This window comes from Paludisphaera mucosa (assembly GCF_029589435.1).
Lineage (GTDB): Bacteria > Planctomycetota > Planctomycetia > Isosphaerales > Isosphaeraceae > Paludisphaera > Paludisphaera mucosa.
Genome location: NZ_JARRAG010000002.1, coordinates 1,600,805 through 1,621,113 on the forward strand (window position 1 = coordinate 1,600,805; position 20,309 = coordinate 1,621,113).

18 protein-coding genes are annotated in these 20,309 nt (G+C 70.0%); 13 read left to right on the forward strand and 5 right to left on the reverse strand.

From position 1 onward, the window contains the following. The first annotated feature begins 89 nt into the window (after window positions 1-89). On the forward strand, window positions 90-1,574 hold the full coding sequence (locus tag PZE19_RS15950; RefSeq protein ID WP_277861628.1) for a S41 family peptidase: 1,485 nt from the start codon (window positions 90-92) through the stop codon (window positions 1,572-1,574). Continuing rightward, window positions 1,571-2,623, forward strand: a complete 1,053-nt coding sequence (gene tsaD / locus PZE19_RS15955; protein ID WP_277861629.1) for a tRNA (adenosine(37)-N6)-threonylcarbamoyltransferase complex transferase subunit TsaD — start codon at window positions 1,571-1,573, stop codon at window positions 2,621-2,623. The genes PZE19_RS15950 and tsaD overlap by 4 nt, the downstream gene beginning before the upstream one ends. A 4-nt stretch (window positions 2,624-2,627) precedes the next feature. On the opposite strand, the gene PZE19_RS15960 is transcribed toward tsaD, so the two are convergent. Beyond that, the gene (locus PZE19_RS15960; protein WP_277861630.1) at window positions 2,628-2,813 is read right to left on the reverse strand and encodes a hypothetical protein; all 186 of its coding nucleotides are present in this window, start codon (window positions 2,811-2,813) and stop codon (window positions 2,628-2,630) included. A 188-nt stretch (window positions 2,814-3,001) separates the two neighbouring features. Between PZE19_RS15960 and PZE19_RS15965 the strand changes: the two genes are divergently transcribed. The 6 genes from PZE19_RS15965 to PZE19_RS15990 all read left to right on the forward strand — a co-directional run bounded on the left by PZE19_RS15965 (window position 3,002) and on the right by PZE19_RS15990 (window position 10,645). Then, window positions 3,002-3,718: an HAD family hydrolase gene (locus PZE19_RS15965; protein WP_277861631.1), complete on the forward strand. Its 717-nt coding sequence runs from the start codon at window positions 3,002-3,004 to the stop codon at window positions 3,716-3,718. Between the two features lie 279 nt (window positions 3,719-3,997). After that, complete coding sequence (gene lpxD, locus PZE19_RS15970) at window positions 3,998-5,116, forward strand: UDP-3-O-(3-hydroxymyristoyl)glucosamine N-acyltransferase (RefSeq protein ID WP_277861632.1); 1,119 nt, start codon at window positions 3,998-4,000, stop codon at window positions 5,114-5,116. Between the two features lie 28 nt (window positions 5,117-5,144). After that, the gene (locus PZE19_RS15975) at window positions 5,145-6,068 is read left to right on the forward strand and encodes an LpxI family protein (protein WP_277861633.1); all 924 of its coding nucleotides are present in this window, start codon (window positions 5,145-5,147) and stop codon (window positions 6,066-6,068) included. A 387-nt stretch (window positions 6,069-6,455) separates the two neighbouring features. Then, complete coding sequence (locus PZE19_RS15980) at window positions 6,456-6,854, forward strand: BlaI/MecI/CopY family transcriptional regulator (protein ID WP_277861634.1); 399 nt, start codon at window positions 6,456-6,458, stop codon at window positions 6,852-6,854. A gap of 1 nt (window position 6,855) precedes the next feature. Next, complete coding sequence (locus tag PZE19_RS15985; protein WP_277861635.1) at window positions 6,856-9,549, forward strand: M56 family metallopeptidase; 2,694 nt, start codon at window positions 6,856-6,858, stop codon at window positions 9,547-9,549. Window positions 9,550-9,655: 106 nt separating this feature from the next. Beyond that, window positions 9,656-10,645 carry a Gfo/Idh/MocA family protein gene (locus PZE19_RS15990; protein ID WP_277861636.1) on the forward strand — a complete coding sequence of 330 codons (990 nt, stop codon included), beginning with the start codon at window positions 9,656-9,658 and terminating at the stop codon, window positions 10,643-10,645. A 10-nt stretch (window positions 10,646-10,655) separates the two neighbouring features. Here PZE19_RS15990 and PZE19_RS15995 read toward each other — a convergent pair whose 3' ends face one another. Both PZE19_RS15995 and PZE19_RS16000 read right to left on the reverse strand, forming a co-directional pair. After that, window positions 10,656-11,054: a YraN family protein gene (locus PZE19_RS15995; RefSeq protein ID WP_277861637.1), complete on the reverse strand. Its 399-nt coding sequence runs from the start codon at window positions 11,052-11,054 to the stop codon at window positions 10,656-10,658. A 4-nt stretch (window positions 11,055-11,058) separates the two neighbouring features. Next, a complete protein-coding gene (locus PZE19_RS16000; protein ID WP_277861638.1) occupies window positions 11,059-11,328 on the reverse strand; it encodes a hypothetical protein in 270 nt (89 codons plus the stop codon). A 312-nt stretch (window positions 11,329-11,640) separates the two neighbouring features. Here PZE19_RS16000 and PZE19_RS16005 point away from each other — a divergent pair, with 312 nt between their 5' ends. The 3 genes from PZE19_RS16005 (at window position 11,641) to PZE19_RS16015 (ending at window position 15,463) form a co-directional block, all read left to right on the forward strand. Further along, window positions 11,641-12,960, forward strand: a complete 1,320-nt coding sequence (locus PZE19_RS16005; RefSeq protein ID WP_277861639.1) for a nucleotide sugar dehydrogenase — start codon at window positions 11,641-11,643, stop codon at window positions 12,958-12,960. Window positions 12,961-13,081: 121 nt separating this feature from the next. Continuing rightward, window positions 13,082-14,038 (forward strand): DUF1559 family PulG-like putative transporter, encoded by a 957-nt coding sequence (locus PZE19_RS16010; protein WP_277861640.1) that lies wholly within the window; start codon window positions 13,082-13,084, stop codon window positions 14,036-14,038. Window positions 14,039-14,512: 474 nt separating this feature from the next. Next, a complete protein-coding gene (locus PZE19_RS16015) occupies window positions 14,513-15,463 on the forward strand; it encodes an SDR family oxidoreductase (protein WP_277861641.1) in 951 nt (316 codons plus the stop codon). A gap of 12 nt (window positions 15,464-15,475) precedes the next feature. On the opposite strand, the gene PZE19_RS16020 is transcribed toward PZE19_RS16015, so the two are convergent. Continuing rightward, the gene (locus tag PZE19_RS16020; protein ID WP_277861642.1) at window positions 15,476-15,619 is read right to left on the reverse strand and encodes a hypothetical protein; all 144 of its coding nucleotides are present in this window, start codon (window positions 15,617-15,619) and stop codon (window positions 15,476-15,478) included. 95 nt (window positions 15,620-15,714) lie between these two features. Then, window positions 15,715-16,578, reverse strand: coding sequence for an Ig-like domain-containing protein (locus PZE19_RS16025; protein WP_277861643.1), 864 nt, complete (start codon window positions 16,576-16,578; stop codon window positions 15,715-15,717). A gap of 406 nt (window positions 16,579-16,984) precedes the next feature. Here PZE19_RS16025 and PZE19_RS16030 point away from each other — a divergent pair, with 406 nt between their 5' ends. Both PZE19_RS16030 and PZE19_RS16035 read left to right on the forward strand, forming a co-directional pair. Then, entirely contained in the window at window positions 16,985-18,877 is a 1,893-nt protein-coding gene (locus PZE19_RS16030; protein ID WP_277861644.1) for a M20/M25/M40 family metallo-hydrolase, read from the forward strand. 274 nt (window positions 18,878-19,151) lie between these two features. Then, on the forward strand, window positions 19,152-20,225 hold the full coding sequence (locus PZE19_RS16035) for a hypothetical protein (RefSeq protein ID WP_277861645.1): 1,074 nt from the start codon (window positions 19,152-19,154) through the stop codon (window positions 20,223-20,225). Window positions 20,226-20,309: the final 84 nt, after the last annotated feature.

The following is a 20,309-nucleotide window of genomic DNA, read 5'->3' on the forward strand; positions in this document are numbered from 1 at the left end:
GCGGCGGTCGTCGACTAGACTTGAACGACTGGACCGCTCGGCCCCAACGGGGCGGGCGGCGTGGGTGCGACAACCTGGGAGGCTCGCCGATGTCGAGACGGAGACGGATCTTTCTGGCCCTGGCCGCCGCGGCCGTCCTGAGCCCCTTGTGCTGGCTGGCGAGCGGGACCCGCGCCGCCAAGCCCAAGGACGAGATGCTCGAGCTGTACGGCCTCTTCGTCGACGCGGTCGAGAAGGTCGAGGCCAATTACGTCCGCCCCGTCAACCGCAAGGAGCTGCTGGAGAGCGCCCTGGAAGGGATGCTCCAGAACCTCGACCAGCATTCGTCTTACATCAACATGGGCGAATGGCAGCAGTTCCGCAAGCAGATCGAGGGCAAGTTCGGCGGCATCGGCATCCAGGTCGGCATCGACCACGACACGGGCCGCCTCCGGGTCATCGCGCCGATGGTCAACACCCCGGCGTACGAGGCCGGGATCCTGGCCGGCGACCTGATCCTGGAGATCGACGGCCACTCGACCGAGGGCATGTCGTCGGACAAGGCCGTCGAGACCCTGACCGGCCGCCCCGGCACCGAGGTCGAGCTGAACGTGCTGCACGAAGGTTCCGAGCAGCCCACGCCGATCAAGCTCAGCCGGGCCGTCATCGAGGTCCCCAGCGTTTTGGGCGAGCGCCGCGAGAAGGACGGCAGCTGGGACTTCATGCTCGATAAAGACAAGAAGATCGGCTACATCCGCATCACCAACTTCATGCAGTCGACCGGCGACGAGGTCCGCAAGGCCCTCGACAAGCTGAAGGACGAGGGGGCCAGGGCCGTGGTCCTCGACCTCCGCGACGACCCGGGCGGCCTCCTGAGCGCGGCGGTCGAGGTGTCGGACCTGTTCCTCGACAAGGGGGACATCGTCAGTACCAAGGGGCGGAACACCATCCCCAAGTCGTACGTCGCCCAGCAGGACAGCCCCTACGAGTCGCTGCCGATGGCCGTCCTCGTGAACGGCAACTCGGCCTCGGCGTCGGAGATCGTCTCGGCCGCCTTGCAGGACCACAAGCGGGCCGTGGTCGTCGGCTCGCGCAGCTACGGCAAGGGCTCGGTCCAGAACATCCTGGAGCTGGAAGACGGCAACAGCGTGCTCAAGCTGACCGTCGCCAGCTACCACCGGCCCTCCGGCGAGAACATCCACCGCTTCCGCGACGCCAAGGCCAGCGACAAGTGGGGCGTCACGCCCGACCCGGGCATGGAGGTCAAGCTCACCCCCGCCGAGTACCGCGACTGGTTCCTCGCCCGCCGCGGCCGCGACCTCCCGGCGCTTGCCAAGCTCAACGCGGCCAAGAAGCCCGTCGAGGCCAAGTCCGACGCCGAGAAGGCCCAGGACAACAAGGAGAAGGTCGAGACCAAGGACGTCCCCAAGGACGAGAAGCCCCCGGCCGATCCGACCAAGCCCGAGCCCCCCAAGGCCGCCACGCCTCCCGAGGGCGCGCCCCCCTTCGTCGACAAGGTCCTGGACAAGGCCCTCGAAGTCCTCAAGGGCAAGCTCGACGCCCCCGCACCGGCCGAGGAGAAGAAGGCCGCGTGATCCTGCTGGCGATCGAGTCGACCTGCGACGAGACCGGCGCGGCGGTGCTGGAAGGGCGGGAACCCCTCGGGGAATCGGTCCCGCGGATCCTGTCGAGCGTGGTCTCGTCGCAGATCGGCCTGCACCAGAGGTTCGGCGGGGTGGTGCCCGAGATCGCCTCGCGGGCCCACGTCCGCCAGGTCGTGCCGATGATCGACGAGGCCCTCAAGCGGGCCGGCGTCGGCCTCAAAGATGTGGGCGCGGTCGCCGTATCGACCCGCCCCGGCCTGGTCGGGGCCCTGGTCGTCGGCCTGACCGCCGCCAAGGCCCTCGCCCTGGCGCTCGACGTCCCGCTGGTCGCCGTGGACCACCTCGAAGGCCACCTTTACGCCTGCCAGCTCGCCCACCCCGACCGCCGGGTCTTCCCCTGCGTGGGCCTGGTCGTCTCCGGAGGGCATTCGAGCCTCTACGCCTGCCGAGAACCGCTCGACTGCGCGTTCCTGGGCGGGACGATCGACGACGCGGCCGGCGAGGCGTTCGACAAGGTCGCCAGCCTGTTGAACCTGGGCTACCCCGGCGGCCCCGAGATCGAGCGCGCGGCGAAGGCCGGGAACCCGAAGGCGTTCGCCTTCCCCCGGTCGTTCCTGCACGAGCCCCGGCTGGCTTTCAGCTTCTCGGGCCTCAAAACGGCCGTCCTGTACGCCCTGCGGGGGCCGAACCAGGAGCGCGGGGTCGTCGAGCCGACGCCCGAGCTGACCGCAGACCTCGCCGCGAGCTTCCAGGAGGCCGTGGTCGACATCCTGGTCGCCAAGGCCCGCCAGGCGCTCGAGCAGACCGGCATGGAGCGGCTGGGGGTCGGCGGCGGGGTCGCGGCGAACGGCCGCTTCCGCGAGAAGCTCGGCGCGGCGATGGACGCGATGGGGGTCGAGACCTTCATCCCCCCCCTCTCGCTCTGCACCGACAACGCGGCCATGGCCGGCGTGGCCCTGCTCAAGCTGGCCGCCGGCCGGACCGCGGACCTCGACGTGGACGTCGCCGCGGGCCTGGTCCGGCCGAAGCCGACGGCCTGATCAATCAGGAGGGGGGCCGGCGTCCCGATCCCGAGTTCGGGCTCGGCGTGTGCATACCCTGGTAGGCCCGTTGCTGCTGGTCGAGCGTCCGGCGCCGATCGAGCGCCTGGACCTGCTCGGGCGGCAGGGTCTCGGCGTGGACGTGGGGACCCTGGCGAACGGGGCTCGGGCCGTGGTGGAGCGAACGCATGGCGGCGACTCCCTGGGTGAAAAGGACGCGTCTCCCGCTCGGTCGAAAATCCGACTTCCCCTGACGTCCATCAGCCCCGACAATATCAACGCGGCTTACCCAGTGTGACGGGGCCGCGAGCCGAAGGTCGGGACGAGATGCGGAACTCAGCCTGGCCGAAGAACCACGGTGCCAACCAACGGACGTCGATGAACACGCAACCGAAATGGGAACGTATCCAGGGTATCGTCCTCGACGCCGTGGGGACTTTAATCAAGCCGACGCCTTCCGTCTCCGAGGCCTACACCGAGGCCGCCGCGCGGCAGGGGGTGGAGCTGGCTCCCGAGCTGGTGCGGGGGCGGTTCCATGCGGCCTTCCGGGGCGACCTGGTCCAGGGGGCGGACGGCGTCCTGTCGACCGACGAGGGGGTCGAGCGGCGGCGGTGGCGGGCGATCGTGGCCCGGGTCCTGCCCGAGGCGCCCGACCCCGATCGGGCCTTCGACGAACTCTGGGATCATTTCGGCCGGCCCGAATCGTGGCGGGCCTTCCCCGACTCGGCCCCGGCCGTCGAGGCCATCCGCGAGGCCGGGATGCGGGTCTGCATCGGCTCGAACTTCGACGGCCGGCTGCACAGGGTGGTCGCCGGCCTGCCGGAGCTGGCCGACGTCGTCGAGGCGATCGTGGTCTCGTCGGAAGTCGGCTACCGCAAGCCCCATGCGGCCTTCTTCCGGGCCGCCTGCGAGCGCATGGGGCTCCCCCCCGACCGGGTGCTGTCGGTGGGCGACGACCTGGAGAACGACGTCCACGGGGCGCGTCGGGCCGGGCTCTCGGCGCTCTTCCTGAGCCGCCGCGGCGAAGGGGTCGACGACGTGCCCAGCGTCACCGATTTGACCGCCCTTACGGCGCTTCGGGGGGCGGAAGCCTGAAGTTCGGCGGGCCTCCTGGACGATTGACGAGAGGGGACGGCGTCGAGGACGTCGCCAGGGCGGCCTCGGGCCGTCGGCGGCCCTCGACTCGGCTTGCCCGCGGGGACGAGTTGGTTTAGATTCCCGGCGGCCGGCAAGGCCGACGACGGATCGGAACGGATCGCGGCTCCCAGGGAAACGGATTTCCAAAGAGACCGGACTGGAACGGAAGCTCCACCTCCTGATTCGTCGCCTTGGTCCTTCCTGGTCTGCTCCTTTCAGGGAAGAAAGGAATCGCCAGTGGTCGCAACGGTCGAACAGCTCGCGGCCTTGGTCAGCGGCCGCCTCGTGGGCGACGGCAACGTCGCCATCCGCTCGGCGCGGCCGGTGGACGAGGCGGGCCCCGGCGACATCACGTTCATCGAGAACGAGCGCTACGCGAAGCTGCTGCGGACGTCCCCGGCGTCCGCCGCGATCGTCGGCCCCCACTTCCGCAGCAAGCGCACGCCGGTCAAGGACACCCTGGCCGTGATCGAGGTCGACGACCCGATCGCCGCGTTCATCATGGTGCGGAAGCACCTCTCGGGCGCGAGCAAGGCCCGCTGGGTCGGGGTCCACCCCCAGTCGTGGGTCGCCCCCACGGCGCTGATCGGCCCCGAGGCCGCCATCTACCCGTTCGCCTACGTCGGCGACCAGGCGGTGGTCGGCGAGGGCTCGACGATCCATCCCGGGGCCGTGGTCGGCGACCGCGTCCGCATCGGCCGCGACTGCGTCATCCACCCCAACGTCGTGCTCTATCCCGACGTCGTGCTGGAGGACCGGGTCGAGATCCACTCGGGCACCGTGCTGGGCGGCGACGGCTTCGGCTACCGCCAGGTCGACGGCCGGCACGTCAAGGTCCCCCACACGGGCCGCCTCGAAGTCGGCTCCGACGTCGAGATCGGCGCGAACTGCACGATCGACCGGGCGACCTTCGAGGCCACCCGGATCGGCGAGGGGACCAAGATCGACAACCTGGTCATGATCGCCCACAACAACCAGGTCGGCCGCCACAACCTGCTCTGCGCCCAGGTCGGGATCGCCGGCAGCTGCAAGACCGGCGACTACGTCGTGATGGCCGGCCAGGCCGGGATCAAGGACAAGACCGTGATCGGCGACGGCGTGGTGGTCGGCGCCCAGGCGGGCGTGCACCGCAACATCCCCAGCGGCCAGCAGGTGCTCGGCTCGCCGGCGATCCCCGTCCGCGAGCAGCGCCGGCTGTTCCAGATGATCGCCCGGCTCCCCGACATGTACAAGCAGCTCCGCGAGCTGACCGCCCAGATCGAGGCCGTCTCGGCGATCCTGCCGATGACCCCCAGCCACGACGGGACCGTCGGCTTCGACGACGGCGACGGGGCCGCCGACCCGACCGGCTTCTGAGCCCGAATCTCAACCAGGGAGACTCGACGTGCCGTCGCTGCAGGAAACGACCCGTCGCGGCCTGGGACTGGGCCGCCTCCGCCGGGGCCCCGCCCGCGTCGACCCCGACGCGCCCGCGATCGGCCTGCTGGCCGGCAGCGGCCGGTTCCCGATCCTCTTCGCCGAGGCCGCCCGCCGCCAGGGCTACGCCGTCGCCTGCGTGGGGATCCAGTACGAGGCCCCCGCCGAGCTGCGCGAGATCTGCACCACGTTCGACGTCGCGGGCGTGGCCAAGATGGGCCGGATGATCCGCACGTTCCGCCGCCGCGGCGTGAAGGAGATCGTCATGGCGGGCAAGGTCACGAAGAACGTGATCTACACCCCCATGCGCTGGCTGCACCTCTGCCCCGACCTGCGGACCGTCCAGTGGTGGTACCGCCGCGACCGGGCCGACAACCGCGACGACTCGCTGCTGCTCTCCGTCATCGCCGAATTCGAGAGGGACGGTATGACCTTCACCTCGGCACTCGACTACTGCCCGGAACTCCTCGTGAAGGAGGGGGTCCTCACCCGCCGCGCCCCGTCGCCCGCGGAGCGCCTGGACGTGCAGTTCGGCTGGCGGATGGCCAAGGAGATGGGCCGCCTCGACGTCGGCCAGTCGGTCGCGGTCAAGGAGAAGGCCACCCTGGCGATCGAGGCCATCGAGGGGACCGACCGCTGCATCGAACGCGCCGGCCAGCTCTGCCGGGCCGGCGGCTGGACCCTGGTGAAGGTCGCCAAGCCCCAGCAGGACATGCGGTTCGACGTCCCCACCATCGGCGTGAAGACCGTCGAGAACCTCCACAAGGCGGGCGGCCGCGTGCTCGCCGTCGAGGCCGACAGGACCATCGTCGTCGACCAGCCCGACGTCGTCGCCCTCGCCGACCGCTACGGCATGACGATCATCGCCGTCCGCGACGACCCCGCCGCCTGAACGGACCCGAAATCGGCTTCGATCCTCGGGTTCGCTCCTGCGCAGTTTTGAAGCCCGTGGGTTGATGCAAAGTCAATCCGAGGTTTTGTTTGCGCTGCGATCGCCGGTCCCGGAAATCGGCTTCGTTCGGCCCAAACGACGCATCATTTTCGACCCCCCCCGCAAGTCGCTCATCAAGATCCTCCCCACGCGGCCCCTTCTCCTGGATTGTACTACCAGGATGCCAGTTCGAAACTCTCGACCGCTCTTCGTCCCGTCCTTCTCCCGGGGGGAGAAGGGTCAACGCCGCGGAGCTTCACCTGGGTTTTTAGGTGATACTCTTGACGGACCGACAAGGACTCGCTACTTTTCACCTAACTTAATAAGTCAGGTGGAGGGAGGCGAACCATGTCCGAATCGGAGCCGAGTCCGAGGGAGCTGGACGTGCTCAAGGCGCTCTGGGCCCTGGGCTCGGGGAGCGTGCGCGAGGTGCATCAGCGGATGTGTCCCGGGGGCGAGCTGGCGTTCAACACGATCCAGACGCTGCTGCGGATCATGGAGACGAAGGGGCTCGTGCGGCATCGCGCCGACGGGCGGACGTTCGTCTACGAGCCGACCTACACGCGCGACCGGGTGACCTCGCGGCTGCTGAACCGGATGTTCGACGGGGCGCTCGATCAGGTGGTTTTGAGCCTGCTCGAAGTCAAGGACGCCAGCGGAGCGGAGCTTCGCGAGCTGGAGCGGCTGATCGCCGCGGCGCGGAAGCGGAAGGAGTCCGGAGGCGGCACGAACACCGAAGGAGGCTGAGATGGACTGGCCGATCTTCGACGGCGGCCGGCTGGCGAACGCCGCCGGCGGCGGCCTGGTCGTCCTCGTCCTGGGGAGCCTGGCCGTCCGACTCAGTCGACAGCCCGTGCATCGCGCCCGGCTCGTCGTCCTGACACTGCTGGGCGCGGCCGCGATTCCCGGCCTGGCCGCCCTGCCCTTCACCCCCCGATGGTCGCTGGGCCTCCTCCCGGCGTCGGCCGTCGCTCCGCCGGTCGAGCGGAAGACGGCCGCCCCGATCGCGGCGAGGCTCCACGATGAGACGGTCCATGAAGGACCCGTCGAGCGACCGTCGCCGAAGGCCCGTTCCGTCCAGGGATCCGCCGCACCGCCCGCCCCACGACGGGCCTCCTGGCGCGAGGTCGCGCCCTCGTTCGGGGTGATGGCGGCCGGGGCCTATATCGTCGCGGCGGCCGGCTGGGCGGGCTGGTGGTGGCTCGGGCAGTTCGCCCTCTGGCGGATCGCCCGCGCGGCGCGGCCGGCTCCGAGGGCGGCCCGCGACGTGTTGATCGACCTCGCCGGCCCCGCGGGCGAGCGGGTCCGATTGCTCGAAAGCGACCGGATCGCCCTGCCGTTCACGTACACCTGGCTCCGGCCGGTGATCCTGCTCCCCGCGTCGCTCTGCGACGGCCGGGAAGGCCGGGCGCTGCGTTACGCCCTGGCGCATGAGTGGTCGCACGTCGAGCGGCGCGACGCCTGGGGCTGGAACCTCGCCGGGCTGGCGGGCCTGGTCCTCTTCTATCAACCGCTGTTCTGGTGGCTCCGGCGTCAGCTCCGCCTCTGCCAGGACTATCTCGCCGACGCCCGCGCCGCCGCGGCGGGCTCGGCCGAGGACTACGCCGCGTTCCTCCTCCACCTCGCGCGGATCCACGAGGCCGGGCCGTCCCGGGCCGCCCTGGGGATCGGCGACCGTCGCTCGAGCCTGTACCGGAGGGTCGTCATGCTGATTCAGGACCGCGAACCGCTGGAGCCCCGCTGTCGCGCCGCCTGGAGCCTCGCCGCCGTGGCCACGTCGGCCGTCGTCGTCCTCGCCGCCTCGGGCCTCCGGCTCGACGCCGCCCCGGCCCCGAAGGAGGCCGCTGCTCAAGACGCCCCGAAGCCGCCCGAGGCCGCCAAACCGGCGGGCGAGACGCTGAACTACAAGGGGATCGTCAAGGACAAGGACACCGGCAAGCCGATCGCGGGGGCCGCCGTGGTCGTCCGCCGCTCGATCTATCGGGATGACGTGTATCGGATTTTGCAGGAGACCCGGCACACGACCGCGGCCGACGGGACATTCGCGTTCACGATCCCCCCCGAGCAGGCGGCCGAGCGGGCGCTCTACGTCCAACTGGACGTCGAGCACCCCGATTACGCCACCCGCACCGGGTTCGGCAAAGCCCTGGCGATCATCCGCAAGGACGAAGGGTTTGGAGTCCGGCCCTTCTTCGAGAGGATCGAATTGGACCCTGCGCAGCCGATCACCGGGCGCGTCGAGACGCCCGAGGGCACGCCTGCGGCGGGTGTCGAGGTGCATGCCTATTCCCGTGTCGACAAACACCCCTGGGGCATGTACGCGCCCGGCTCCTTCGCTCACACCAGGACGGACGTCGATGGCGCGTTCCGCTTGCCGATCACCACGCCCGGTCCGGGGGTCTTCTGGATCCTGCCGAAGACTTACGCCCCGCAGATGCACGTGCTGGCCGACGGCCGGCGCGGGGACCTCGGGACGTTTCGTTTGAAGCCGGGCGCGTCACTGACCGGGCGCGTCGTCGACCTCCAGGGGACGCCTCTCGCGCGCCTGCTGATCGCGGCCCGACGCGAGCAGGAGAGCGGGCCGGATGCCGACGCCCTCAACCAGATGAATGTCGCCGACAAGATCCGCAGCACGACCGAGACCGACGCTGAAGGGCGGTTCGTTTTCAATCACCTGCCCCCTGGGGAGTATCAAGTCGCCCCCACCGCCATCGATATCCGCGTGGACCCCTCGGAACGCCGGGGCCGCAAGCTGCCTGGGGTCTTCTTGCCGCGGAAGGTCTCGATCGCGGAGGACGCCACTCCCCCCGTCCTGGAGATCCGCGAATCGCCCCACGTCGTGGTCGAGGGCCGCTGGCTCGACAGCCAAGGGCGACCCAGATCGGGTTGGAGCAGCACTCTCTTCGGACAGATCGGCGGCGAATCCTGGTTCGCAAGAACCAACCCGGATTCGCAGGGGATCTTCTCGCTGATGGTCCCACGCGGGCTGCGGCTGGCGAAGGTCGACACCTTGGCGGGCGAGTACACCTCGATGCGACGCAGGATCGGCAAGGAGGCTCCGTTGGCGGTGGGCGAGATCGCCGACCTCGGCACGCTCGACCACGACGTCAAGGATTTCGACATCGTCCGCTACGACGCCCCGGTCATCCTCATCAACGCCACGACCAGGGAGGGGCGGCAGATCGAGGGATTCCAGGCCGACGTCCAGTACCACGCGCTCGACCTGGAGGGCGATCCCGCGGTCCGCGTGCTGGGCGGGCGGCGACAGGCCGATTCGCTCCGACGCGAGATCAACGACGGCCGCTATCGGACGTTGCAAATGCTGCCCGACCGCGAGGTGCTCGTCAGCGTGAGGGCCGACGGCTATGTCTCGGCGAGCCGGACCATGAAGCTGGCCGAGGGCCAGACGGAAGAGGCGACGTTCGTGCTCGAACCGAGGTGACGCGCGGTCGAGGCCGTCGGGCCGTCGCCATCGGGGGGCCGCTGGGGTATCTTCGATGCCGCGGGTCGGTCGGCCGGAATCGGGGACGTCGTCGCGAGGTGTCGGCATGGGGTTGCGATGGGGCTTGCTGGGTTGCGCGCGGATCTGTCGGCGCGGGCTGATCCCGGGGATCCGGGCGTCGGAATCGGGGACGCTGGCGGCGCTGGCGAGCCGGGACGCGGGGCAGGCGAAGGCGTGGGCCGGGGAGTTCGCCATCCCCCGGGCGCACGGCTCGTACGAGGAGCTGATCGCCGACCCCGAGGTCGACGCGGTCTACGTCCCGCTGCCCAACGAGCTGCACAAGCCCTGGGTGATGCGGGCGGCCGACGCCGGCAAGCACGTCCTCTGCGAGAAGCCGCTGGCGCTCGACGCCGACGAGGCCGGGCGGATGGTGGAGCACTGCCGATCGCGCGGGGTCTTGCTGATGGAAGCCTTCATGTGGCGGCATCAGCCCCGGACGCTGGCGATCCGGAAGATGGTCGACGAGGGGGCGATCGGCCGGCTCAGGCTGATCCGCTCGTCGTTCTCGTTCCCGATCGACCTGTCCGACTGGCGGCTCGACCCCGCCCGCGGCGGCGGCTCGGTGTGGGACGTCGGCTGCTACGGCGTGAACGCCGCGCGGCTGTTCGCGGGGGCCGAGCCCAGGAGCGGCCAGGCCGTCGGCACCCGGTCCGCCAGCGGCGTCGACATGAACGTGGCCATCGTGCTCCACTTCCCGGGCGACGTCCTGGCCGCCGTCGACTGCAGCTTCGAACAGCCCTTCCTATGCACATACGAGCTGGTCGGCACCCGGGGCTCGATCACGGTCCCCGACGCCTACCTCCCCCCCGCATCCGGCCCGACGGCCGTCCTGCGGACGATGTCCGCGCCTTCCGACGTGGGAGCGGGCGACGACCGCGTCGAGACCCTGACGTTCCCCGCCGTCGACCAGTACGCGGCCATGGTCGACTCGTTCGACCGCTCGGTCGCCGCCGGCGCGCTCGAAGCCCCCGCCGAGGACGGCCTGGCGCAGATGCGGGTCCTCGAACGGATCTTGCGATGGGTGGGGACGGATTGAGCGGACCGCCTCAGCGGAACATTTGGCCACGGCCCTGGGCTTCGAAGGCGTCGCGGTAATGCTCGAGGGTCGGCTCGCCGTCGTCGTCGGGCCAGAGGACGGAGACGACGTCGAACCGCGAGCGGCATTCGAGCAGGCCGTGCCGCTTGAGGAAGTGGAGCGCGGCGAGGGTCAGCCGGCGTTGCTTCTCGACGGTGACGGCCTCGGCCGGGACGCCGCGGCGGCGGGCCTTGACCTCGACGAAGACGAGGACGTCCCCGTCGCGCGCGATCAGGTCGATCTCGCCGTGCGCCGTCCGGTAGCCGCGGCGGAGCACGCGCAGGCCCTCGCGGCGCAGCAGCCGGGCGGCTGCGCGTTCGCCACGGTCGCCGAGGAGCCGGTTGAGCAGGGCTCGCAGGATCGGGTTCATGCCGTCATCGTACGCCGAGGCTGGCCTCGATGTCGCGGGCTTCGTCGCTGAGGCCGCCGGTCTTGCGGCTGTTCTTGAAGAAGGGCGCGGGCTTCTTGGGGTCGGCGTCGAGGCCCAGCACCTTCTCGGCCGAGCCGCCGACCGCCTCGACCTCGTCGGCCTTCACGGCCTCGGCGTGCTTCCGGGTCGAGGGCTTCAGGGTGTCGCAGCCGGCCGCCGAGAAAGCTGCGCAGGCCGTCAAGAGACACGCCGGGACGAGTATGCGTCGCCGCATGGCCGCACCATCCTTGCTTTGAGCCTTGCGGAGCCTCGGGCCGATCGAAAGCCGGCGGGCGGGCTCCAGGTCTTCCCACGGGCGAGGGCCCGTGGCGGGACGTCTCCACGAAATGGCGACGTACTATGTCCGGTCCGCCCGAGTTGGTCCAGCTCAAGTTCCGGCCGGCCTCGCGCGGCGTCCGAGCCATGCGGACGACGCCCCCGGAAGGCCGGGACGTCGCTATCTCGACGGTCGCGGCCTGCGGTATGATCGGACGTGTCGACGCGACCGCCTCCGGGGAGGTCCTCGCGGCGGGGAGAGGCACGTTCCATGAGCGCGGCAGCGGCACTCGCGGCGAAGATCCGGTCGGGCGACGTCACGGTCGGGGTGATCGGCCTGGGCTACGTGGGCCTGCCCCTGGCGCGGGCGTTCATCGAGAAGGGCGTCGACGTGCTCGGCTTCGACGTCGACCCGGCCAAAGTCGCGAAGCTCCGCGAGGGCCGCAGCTACATCGGCCACATCGATTCCGACGTCGTCCGCTCGATGCGTGCGAACGGCTTCGACGCCACGGCCGACTTCGGCCGGCTCGACGAGCCCGACGCGATCCTGATCTGCGTCCCCACGCCGCTCACCGAGACCCGCGACCCGGACCTGGCCTACGTCGTCGAATCCGCCCGCGCCATCGCCGCGCGGCTGCGTCCCGGCCAGCTCGTGGTGCTGGAGAGCACGACCTATCCCGGCACCACGCGCGACGTCGTGCTGCCGATCCTGGCGGCCGGCGGCCTGCGCCCGGGCGTCGACTTCCTGCTGGCGTACAGCCCCGAGCGCGAGGACCCGGGCAACCCGGATTTCTCGGCGCCGACGATCCCCAAGGTGGTCGGCGGGCTCGACGCGGAGAGCCTCGCGGCGGCGACGGCCCTCTACGCCCGGATCGTGGTCCGCGTGGTCCCGGTCTCGACCGTCGAGGTCGCCGAGGGCTGCAAGATCCTGGAGAACACCTACCGGGCCGTGAACATCGCGCTCGTCAACGAGCTGAAGGTGCTCTACGACCGCATGGGGGTCGACGTCTGGGAGGTCATCGAGGCCGCCAAGACCAAGCCGTTCGGCTTCCAGGCGTTCTACCCCGGGCCCGGACTGGGCGGGCACTGCATCCCCATCGACCCGTTCTACCTGACCTGGGTGGCGCGCAAGCACGGCCTGGCGACCCGCTTCATCGAGCTGGCCGGCGAGATCAACACGTCGATGCCCGCATACGTCGTCGGCCGGATCGCCGACGCCCTCAACGACCGCGAGAAGCCGGTCAAGGGGAGCCGGATCACGATCCTGGGCATGGCCTACAAGCGTGACGTCGACGACCCCCGCGAGTCGCCGGGCTTCGAGCTGATGGACCTGCTTTTGCAGAAGGGGGCGGACGTCGAATACAACGACCCCCACATCCCGACCCTCAAGCCGATGCGCCGCTACCCGAACCTCAAAATGTCCAGCCGCGAGCTGACCCCGGAATACCTGCGCTCGCGCGACTGCCTGTTGATCGCCACCGACCACTCGGCCTACGACTGGCCGAGCATCGTCGCCCACGCGTCGCTCATCGTCGACACCCGCAACGCCCTGCGCGGCCTGTCGGGCCGGGCGACGATCATCCGGGCGTGAGGATCGACTTCCGGCGGCCCGGCCGCGCCGGCATGCCGGCGCGACTCTCAGTCTGATTCGGGCCGAGGCGCGGCCCCGCAGCCCCGCAGTGGACGGCGATCAATCTCGGATCAGGAGGATCATGGTGACGATCTCGGAAACTTCCTCGGGGCGGCGCGGATTCACTCTCATCGAACTGCTCGTCGTCGTCGCCGTCGTCGGGCTGCTCGTCGCGATCATCCTTCCCGCCGTGCAGGCGGCGAGGGCGGCCGCGAGAAGAATGAGTTGCGCGTCAAACCTGAAACAGCTCGGGCTGGCGGCGCTCAACTATGAATCAACATACAATGTGTTTCCTGCCCGATCGTCGCGCGTCGGATCTCAGTTCGCGGCCCTCCTTCCGTATCTCGAACAGGCGGCGTTGTTTTCGTCCATAAACACGAGCGGAATTATGGTAACCCTGCCCGCAGGCATGAACACGACCGTCGCGAACACGAGGTTGAGCGTGCTGCTGTGCCCGGCTGATAATCCGGCCGTTCGCCCGACGGCCCCCACGAACTACGCAGGCAACGCTGGGACAGGCTTCCAAACAGGCGTCTCGGAAAACGGCATGTTCGTCAAGGGGGGGGCAACCATGGCGAGCGTCAGGGACGGCGGCTTGCATACCGCCTTGTTCGCGGAATGGGTGGTCGGCGATCCAGGCATACGCGACAATCCGCCGATGATGGACCGAAGGACGTGCGTGTTCAAGACGCCTTGGTTTGGAGGCGATCAAAGACTGGAACGATTTGCAAGCTATTGCAACAACAATGTCGATGCATCGAACATAATCATTTGGGAAGTCAAAGGGGAAACGTGGTTGCGCGGAGAAATGGGCGCGGCGCGTTACAATCATATCGTCGTGGTAAATGGTTCGTCGTGTATAAATGGCGGCTATGTGCCCGATGGCGCGTGGACTGCCGGAAGTTGGCATGCGGGGATTGCCCAGGTGGGGTTCGTGGATGGGCATGTCCAATCCATCCGGGAGACGATCGGCCCCATGAACTGGAGGGCGATGGGGACGCGGGCCGGCGACGAAATCATGGACGGGATTGGATTTTGAATGGAGTGGATGTCCGGGGCGATTTTGCAACAAACGGATTGGCAACCTCGAGCACTCGATCCATCGGGCTGGTCGGCGTTCCGTATCCTTGCACTCCCGTCGCCGACGCGACGAGAGACGGTGGGAAAATCAAGGTGGCTGGCCAGGTCGGCTGGCAGGCAGGTCGTGCGGCCGCCCAGGGGGCGAGGATTCGGTCGAGTCCGTCCCCCCCGCGGCTCGTCCCTCTATAATCCAGCACCGAGACCGAGCGTCCTTCTCCCCTCGTGGGAGAAGGCGCCCCGAAGGGCCGGATGAGAGGGACCCCGATCGGGCCACCGACTTCGAGCCCGGATGGGCGGCCGGATCACGACGGCCGGCCTCGGATGACGAGCCCCTCATCCGGCCTGCGGCCACCTTTTCCCACGAGGGGGGAACGACGATCCACGACGGGCCCTCGCTTCCGTCCCTACAACCACGACACTCCCCGAGGAGCGTATGAGTCGAAACGATCGCGAGAAGATCCTGGTCACCGGCGGCGCGGGGTTCATCGGCTCGCACCTCGTCGAGGCGCTGTTGGCCGAGGGCCACCCGGTCCGCGTGCTCGACGACCTGTCGACGGGCCGCGCGGCGAACCTCGACGGCGTGCGCGACCGGATCGAGTGGATCGAGGCGAGCGCGGCGGACTTCGCGGCGTGCGAGCGGGCGGCGGAGGGGGTCGCCTACGTCTTCCACGAGGCGGCGATCCCGAGCGTGCCGCGGTCGGTGGCCGAGCCCCTGCCCTCGCACGCGAGCGGGCCGACGGCCACGCTCAACGTCCTGGAGGCGGCGCGGCGGGCGGGCGTGAGGCGGGTGATGTTCGCCGCGTCCAGCAGCGCCTACGGCGAGTCGGAGACGCTCCCCAAGGTCGAGACGATGCTGCCCGACCCGCTCAGCCCGTACGCGGCCGGCAAGCTGGCGGGCGAGCATTACGTCCGCGTCTACGCCCGCACGATGGGGCTCGACGGCGTGAGCCTGCGGTACTTCAACGTCTACGGGCCCCGGCAGGACCCGTCGAGCCCGTACTCGGGGGTGATCTCGCTGTTCATCAAGGCGATGGCGCGGGGCGATCGGCCGAGGATCTACGGCGACGGGCTCCAGACGCGGGACTTCACCTACGTCTCCGACGTCGTCGCGGCCAACCTGGCGGCGATGCGCAGGCCGAAACCTTTGCAGGGGGCCGCGCTCAACGTCGGCGGCGGCCGGCGGGTGAGCCTGCTCGATTTGGTGGCCGCGCTGAACGCGATTTTGGGGACGGACCTGGAGCCCGAGCGGCTCCCCGCCCGCGCCGGCGACGTCCGCGACTCGCTCGCCGGGCTGGACCTCATCGGCCGCGAGCTGGGCTATCGGCCCTCGGTCGAGTTCGCCGAGGGCCTGCGACGGACGGTCGCCGCGACCGTCGCGAGCTGAGCCGGCGTCGGCTCAGAGGCCCTTGCCGCCCAGGTGCTTGCGCTTGCGGGGGCTGCGGACGCCGTGGAATTTGGTGCGGCGGCCCTTGGCGATCGGCGACGAGTTGGCCTTCCGCCGCCACTTGCTCGACTTGCGATTCTTCGTCTTCGACTTCATGACGACCTGCTCGTTTCTTCCCGGAACCTCGATTCGAACCCGTTCGAAGAGAGGCGATTATGCCACCTCGGGCCGGCCCGACGCAAGCCGAGTCGTCACTGGCCCTGGGGCGGGACGACCTTGAGGATGAAGACGCCGCTGGAGTTGCCGACGTGCCCCAGCTCGTCGACCGCCCGGATCCGCAGCTTGTACGTCCCCACGCCCAGGGGCTGGTTGAGCGTGATCGAGTAGCGGCCGTTGGCGCCCGCCTGGGCCTCGCCCAGGACCTCGTTGGAGCCGTCCTGGAGGATCTGCATCTGGGCGGTGGCCTGATACGTGCCGGTGAACATCGGCGCCACGCCCTCCTTGCCGATGTTGTGCAGCGCGTCGACCTGGGTGCCCGTGCTCGGCGAGATCCGCGGCGGCGTCGGCGCGGGCATCGGCTGGCCGACGATCAGGGTCATCTGCAGGACCAGCGCGTAGTCGTTGGTCGTGAGGAAGACCGGCAGGCCCTGGGCCGTGTTGACGGTGGTCGCCAGCGCCTCCAGGTTGGTCGTGATCTTGTCGATCGCGTCGGTCGACGCCCCCGCCGAGACGAGGACCTGCGTGAGCGAGTTGTTCAGCGCCTTGGCGTCGGAGGCCCGCAGCGAGGGCCGGCTGACGACGTCTCTCAGCACGTTGTTGAAGCCCTTGATCGCGTCGGTCGACGCCGGCTTCAGCGAGCTGATCGTCTCCTCCATCCCCTGCTGGATCGCGTCGATCATCCCCTGGGGGAGGACCCGGTTGGGCGCGAGGGCCCGCATGTTGATGGGGATCCGGTCGATCCGCGTCATCTTCTGCTGGATCGTGTACGGCAGGTTCGCGTCGACGGTGGTCGTGGTCGTCGCGGCGGCCGTGGCGACGGCGGGGGCGGCCGCCGTGGAGAGCATCATCCGGCTCTCCATGCTCTCCGGCCCGGGTATGAAACGGCGGCGATCCATCGCACCAGTCTCCTTGGCGGATACGTCGCGCCCCCGCCCCGCGTGATCGCGGACGTGCGGGCCGACGGAGCGCGAGAGCCGCCGGAAGGACGTGACGTCCGGCCTCTCGTCCGAAAGATTCGATCTGAACTGATCCGTCGCGAGGTGTCGCCCGGGCGCCGCGAACGGGGGCCGGGCAGGCGGGATCTTTACCAGAACCGGGGGGTTCCGCCTAGAGCGTCTTGCCGAAAACGGGCCGCCGGGTCCGGCCGGCGGGCCCTGGGAATCCCCCGCCGGGGGCTGTTATGATGGCTCCGCGGCCCGCTCGGCCCACCTCCTCTCCCGCCCGGCGCGCGTCGTCTCGCGGCCGCGCGCCGCGGCTTCGTCGAGAATCCCCATCGCTCGGATCGACCCCTGGAGGACGCCCATGCTACGCATCCGCCCCACGGCCTCGACGCTCGCCGTCGCCGGCCTGCTCGGCCTCATCCCCTGCGCCCGGGCGCAGGCCCCCGTGCCGACACCGCCCGCCGAGGCCAAGAAGGCGGAGCCCGCCGCCCCGGCGCAGGCCGAGGCCCCCAAGCCCCCCGCCGACCCCATCGAGCGGATCAAGGAAGAGGGCGACAAGCGCTCGCAGGTGATGGCGACCCTCAGCACCCTGACCGACGTCATCGGCCCCCGGCTCACCGGCTCGCCCGGCCTGAAGCGCGCCAACGAGTGGACCCGCGACGCCATGGCGAAGTGGGGCATGGAGAACGCCCACCTGGAATCCTGGGGCCCGTTCGGCCGGGGGTGGACCCTGAAGAGGTTCTCGGCGCAGGTCGTCGAGCCCCAGTGCATCCCGCTGATCGCCGTGCCGAAGGCCTGGTCCCCCTCGCTCGACGGCGTCCTGACCGCCGAGGTCGTCCACTTCGACGCCAAGACCGAGGCCGACTTCGAGAAGTACAAGGGCAAGCTCAAGGGGGCCATCGTCCTGACCGGCGTCGCGCCCGAGGTCCTCGCCCGCTTCGAACCCCTGGCCCGCCGCCAGACCGACAAGGAGCTGCTCGACCTGGCCGACGCCGCCGAGCCCGGCGCCGGCCGCGGCGGCCGTCCCCGCCCCCCCGGAGCCCCCGGCGCGCCCGGAGCCCCCGGCGCGCCTGCGGCGCTCGGGGCCCCCGCGACCCCGCCGGCCGCCCCTCCCGGTCGCGCCTTCCCGGCCGACATGCGGGCCCAGATGGAGCTGGCCGCCAAGAAGCAGCGGTTCTTCGTCGAGGAGGCCCCCGCCCTGCTGATCGACCCCAGCCGCAACGGCGACGGCGGCACGCTCTTCGTCCAGTCGGCGAGCGTCCCCGGCCCGACCCCCGCGCCGACGCCGAGCGAGCCGGGCGCCCCGGCCGCGCCGCCGGCCCGGCGGCCCTCGGCCTGGGACAAGGACGTGAAGGTCATCCCCCAGCTCGTCATGGCCAAGGAGCACTACAACCGCCTCGTCCGCATGCTCGCGCAGGGCGAGAAGCTCAAGATGACCGTCGACCTAGCCGTCGAGTTCCACGACCAGGACCTCAACGCCTACAACACGGTCGCCGAGATCCCCGGGACCGACCTGAAGGACGAGATCGTCATGCTCGGCGGCCACCTCGACTCGTGGCACGGCGGCACCGGCGCGACCGACAACGCCGTGGGCTGCTCGGTCGCCATGGAGGCCGCCCGGATCCTCAAGGCGCTCGACCTCAAGCCCCGCCGCACGATCCGCGTCGCCCTCTGGACCGGCGAGGAACAGGGCATCTTCGGCTCCAAGGCCTACGTCGACGAGCACTTCAAGAAGCGCCCCGACCGCCCCATGGGCTTCGGCGGCCCCGGCGGACCGAACGCGCCCGAGACCCCGGCCGAGGAGAAGGAGGAGACGAAGCCCGAGTTCGACAAGCTCTCCGGCTACTTCAACCTCGACAACGGCACGGGCAAGATCCGCGGCGTCTACCTGCAGGGGAACGAGGCCGTCCGCCCGCTCTTCCGCAAGTGGCTCCAGCCCTTCCGCGAGATGGGCGCCCAGACGATCTCGATCGCCAACACCGGCGGCACCGACCACCTCTCGTTCGACGCCGTGGGCCTGCCCGGCTTCCAGTTCATCCAGGACGAGATCGAGTACGACACCCGCACCCACCACTCGAACATGGACGTCTACGACCGCGCCCAGGTCGACGACCTGAAGCAGGCCTCGATCGTCATGGCCGCGTTCATCTACAACACCGCCAACCTCGACGAGAAGCTCCCCCGCAAGCCCGCCCGCACCCCCGCCCGCCCCGAGGTCCGCGCCGCGGCCGCCACCGCCGGCGGCGGCCAGTGAGCCTGGATCGATGAGGGCCTTCCCCCCTTCGCGGGGGAAGGTGGCCGAAGGCCGGATGAGGGGGAGACGCACCACAAGCCGTCGCCCCCTTCATCCGGCCTTTTCTCGTCATCCGAGTTCTTCGCCGACCGGATGGACCAGAAGCGGAACACTCGCACGAGATCGCGATCCGCCTTTGGATTTGACGCATGCAATCCGTCGCGTTAGCATGCCTCGGTCCAGCCCTCGCCGGCGGCGAGGTTCCCATCCTGCTCCCCGGGTACGAGGACTCGCGATGAAGACCACCCTGATCCTGGCGGCGATCCTGATCGGCCAGGCGACCCCGGCCCGGCCCTACCGCTCGTCGATGGGCGACTTCACGGTGGTGACGCCCCTCCTGCCGCAGGAGGACCGCAGCACCGACGCGGCGGGCGAGGAGACCGCGACCTGGACGTGCGAGAAGGACGGCCGGCTCTACCTCATCCGTCGCGCCCCCCTCGAACAGCCCGCCGACAGGCTCGCGTTGCTCGCGATCTACGACCGCGTCGAGCAGGCGATGGTCAAGGGCGTCAACGGCCAGGTCCTCGACAAGAAGGACCTGACCCAGGACGGCCGGCCCGTCCGCGAGATCACGGTCGAGGGCTTCATCAGGCTGCCGCACGCGAACTCGGGCGTGGCCGTCGTCCGCTTCTATCAGGCGAACGGCTTCGCCTACACCGTGACGATGGCGATGCCGGGCGACCGCGTCGCCGATTCGACCCGCCCCGAAGTCGACGCCTACCTGAACAGCTTCCACCTCACGGCCCCTCCCGATGCGCTGGCGGAGACTCCGGCCGACAAGCCCGGCATGGCGGCGCCCAAGGACGCGGGGAAGGCCGACTGGAAGGCCTACGCGTCGAAACAGGCCCGCTACTCGATCCAGATGCCCGGCGACCCGACCGAGCAGGCGACGGAGCCCGAGATCGAGGGCCGCAAGGCCAAGGTCCTCGCCTCCGCCGTGGTCGTCCAGGGGGCGTCGTTCGCGGTCGTCGAGATGACCCTCCCCGAGGCCGTGCCCCGGAACGCCGCGTCGCAGTTCCTGGAGGCCAGCGCCAACGGCATGGTCGACGGCGTCGAGGGCCGGCTCTCGAAGTCGCGGCCGGTCACGCAGGGGACGCTCGCCGGCCGCGAGCTGGACTACGAGGGGAAGCTCTCCGACGGCTCCCCCGGCGTCTTCCGTTCCCGCGTCTTCCTGGTCGGCGACCGCTATTACAACCTCACGGTCTCCGCGCCGCCGGGGAAGGCCCCCAGCAAGGACGCGAAGCGCTTCTTCGACTCCTTCAAGCCCGAGGCCTCGAAGGACGCCCCCAGGGCCAAACGTCGCCGCTGACCCGGGGCGAGGCCGCTCCCGTTCCTCGAACCAAGCTTTGACGACCATTTCATTTGACGCTCGCGAGCCGTCGCGATAGCCTCC

What these genes read in the sequence shown, in the direction of transcription:
- PZE19_RS15950 (WP_277861628.1), top strand. Translation starts at nt 90, where the DNA reads ATGTCGAGACGGAGACGGATCTTTCTGGCCCTGGCCGCCGCGGCCGTC.
- PZE19_RS16030 (WP_277861644.1), top strand. Translation starts at nt 16,985, where the DNA reads ATGCTACGCATCCGCCCCACGGCCTCGACGCTCGCCGTCGCCGGCCTG.
- PZE19_RS16025 (WP_277861643.1), bottom strand. Translation starts at nt 16,578, where the DNA reads ATGGATCGCCGCCGTTTCATACCCGGGCCGGAGAGCATGGAGAGCCGG.
- PZE19_RS15995 (WP_277861637.1), bottom strand. Translation starts at nt 11,054, where the DNA reads ATGAACCCGATCCTGCGAGCCCTGCTCAACCGGCTCCTCGGCGACCGT.
- PZE19_RS15990 (WP_277861636.1), top strand. Translation starts at nt 9,656, where the DNA reads ATGGGGTTGCGATGGGGCTTGCTGGGTTGCGCGCGGATCTGTCGGCGC.
- PZE19_RS16020 (WP_277861642.1), bottom strand. Translation starts at nt 15,619, where the DNA reads ATGAAGTCGAAGACGAAGAATCGCAAGTCGAGCAAGTGGCGGCGGAAG.
- PZE19_RS16000 (WP_277861638.1), bottom strand. Translation starts at nt 11,328, where the DNA reads ATGCGGCGACGCATACTCGTCCCGGCGTGTCTCTTGACGGCCTGCGCA.
- PZE19_RS16015 (WP_277861641.1), top strand. Translation starts at nt 14,513, where the DNA reads ATGAGTCGAAACGATCGCGAGAAGATCCTGGTCACCGGCGGCGCGGGG.
- PZE19_RS15960 (WP_277861630.1), bottom strand. Translation starts at nt 2,813, where the DNA reads ATGCGTTCGCTCCACCACGGCCCGAGCCCCGTTCGCCAGGGTCCCCAC.
- PZE19_RS15985 (WP_277861635.1), top strand. Translation starts at nt 6,856, where the DNA reads ATGGACTGGCCGATCTTCGACGGCGGCCGGCTGGCGAACGCCGCCGGC.
- PZE19_RS15965 (WP_277861631.1), top strand. Translation starts at nt 3,002, where the DNA reads ATGAACACGCAACCGAAATGGGAACGTATCCAGGGTATCGTCCTCGAC.
- PZE19_RS16010 (WP_277861640.1), top strand. Translation starts at nt 13,082, where the DNA reads ATGGTGACGATCTCGGAAACTTCCTCGGGGCGGCGCGGATTCACTCTC.
- PZE19_RS16005 (WP_277861639.1), top strand. Translation starts at nt 11,641, where the DNA reads ATGAGCGCGGCAGCGGCACTCGCGGCGAAGATCCGGTCGGGCGACGTC.
- PZE19_RS16035 (WP_277861645.1), top strand. Translation starts at nt 19,152, where the DNA reads ATGAAGACCACCCTGATCCTGGCGGCGATCCTGATCGGCCAGGCGACC.
- PZE19_RS15980 (WP_277861634.1), top strand. Translation starts at nt 6,456, where the DNA reads ATGTCCGAATCGGAGCCGAGTCCGAGGGAGCTGGACGTGCTCAAGGCG.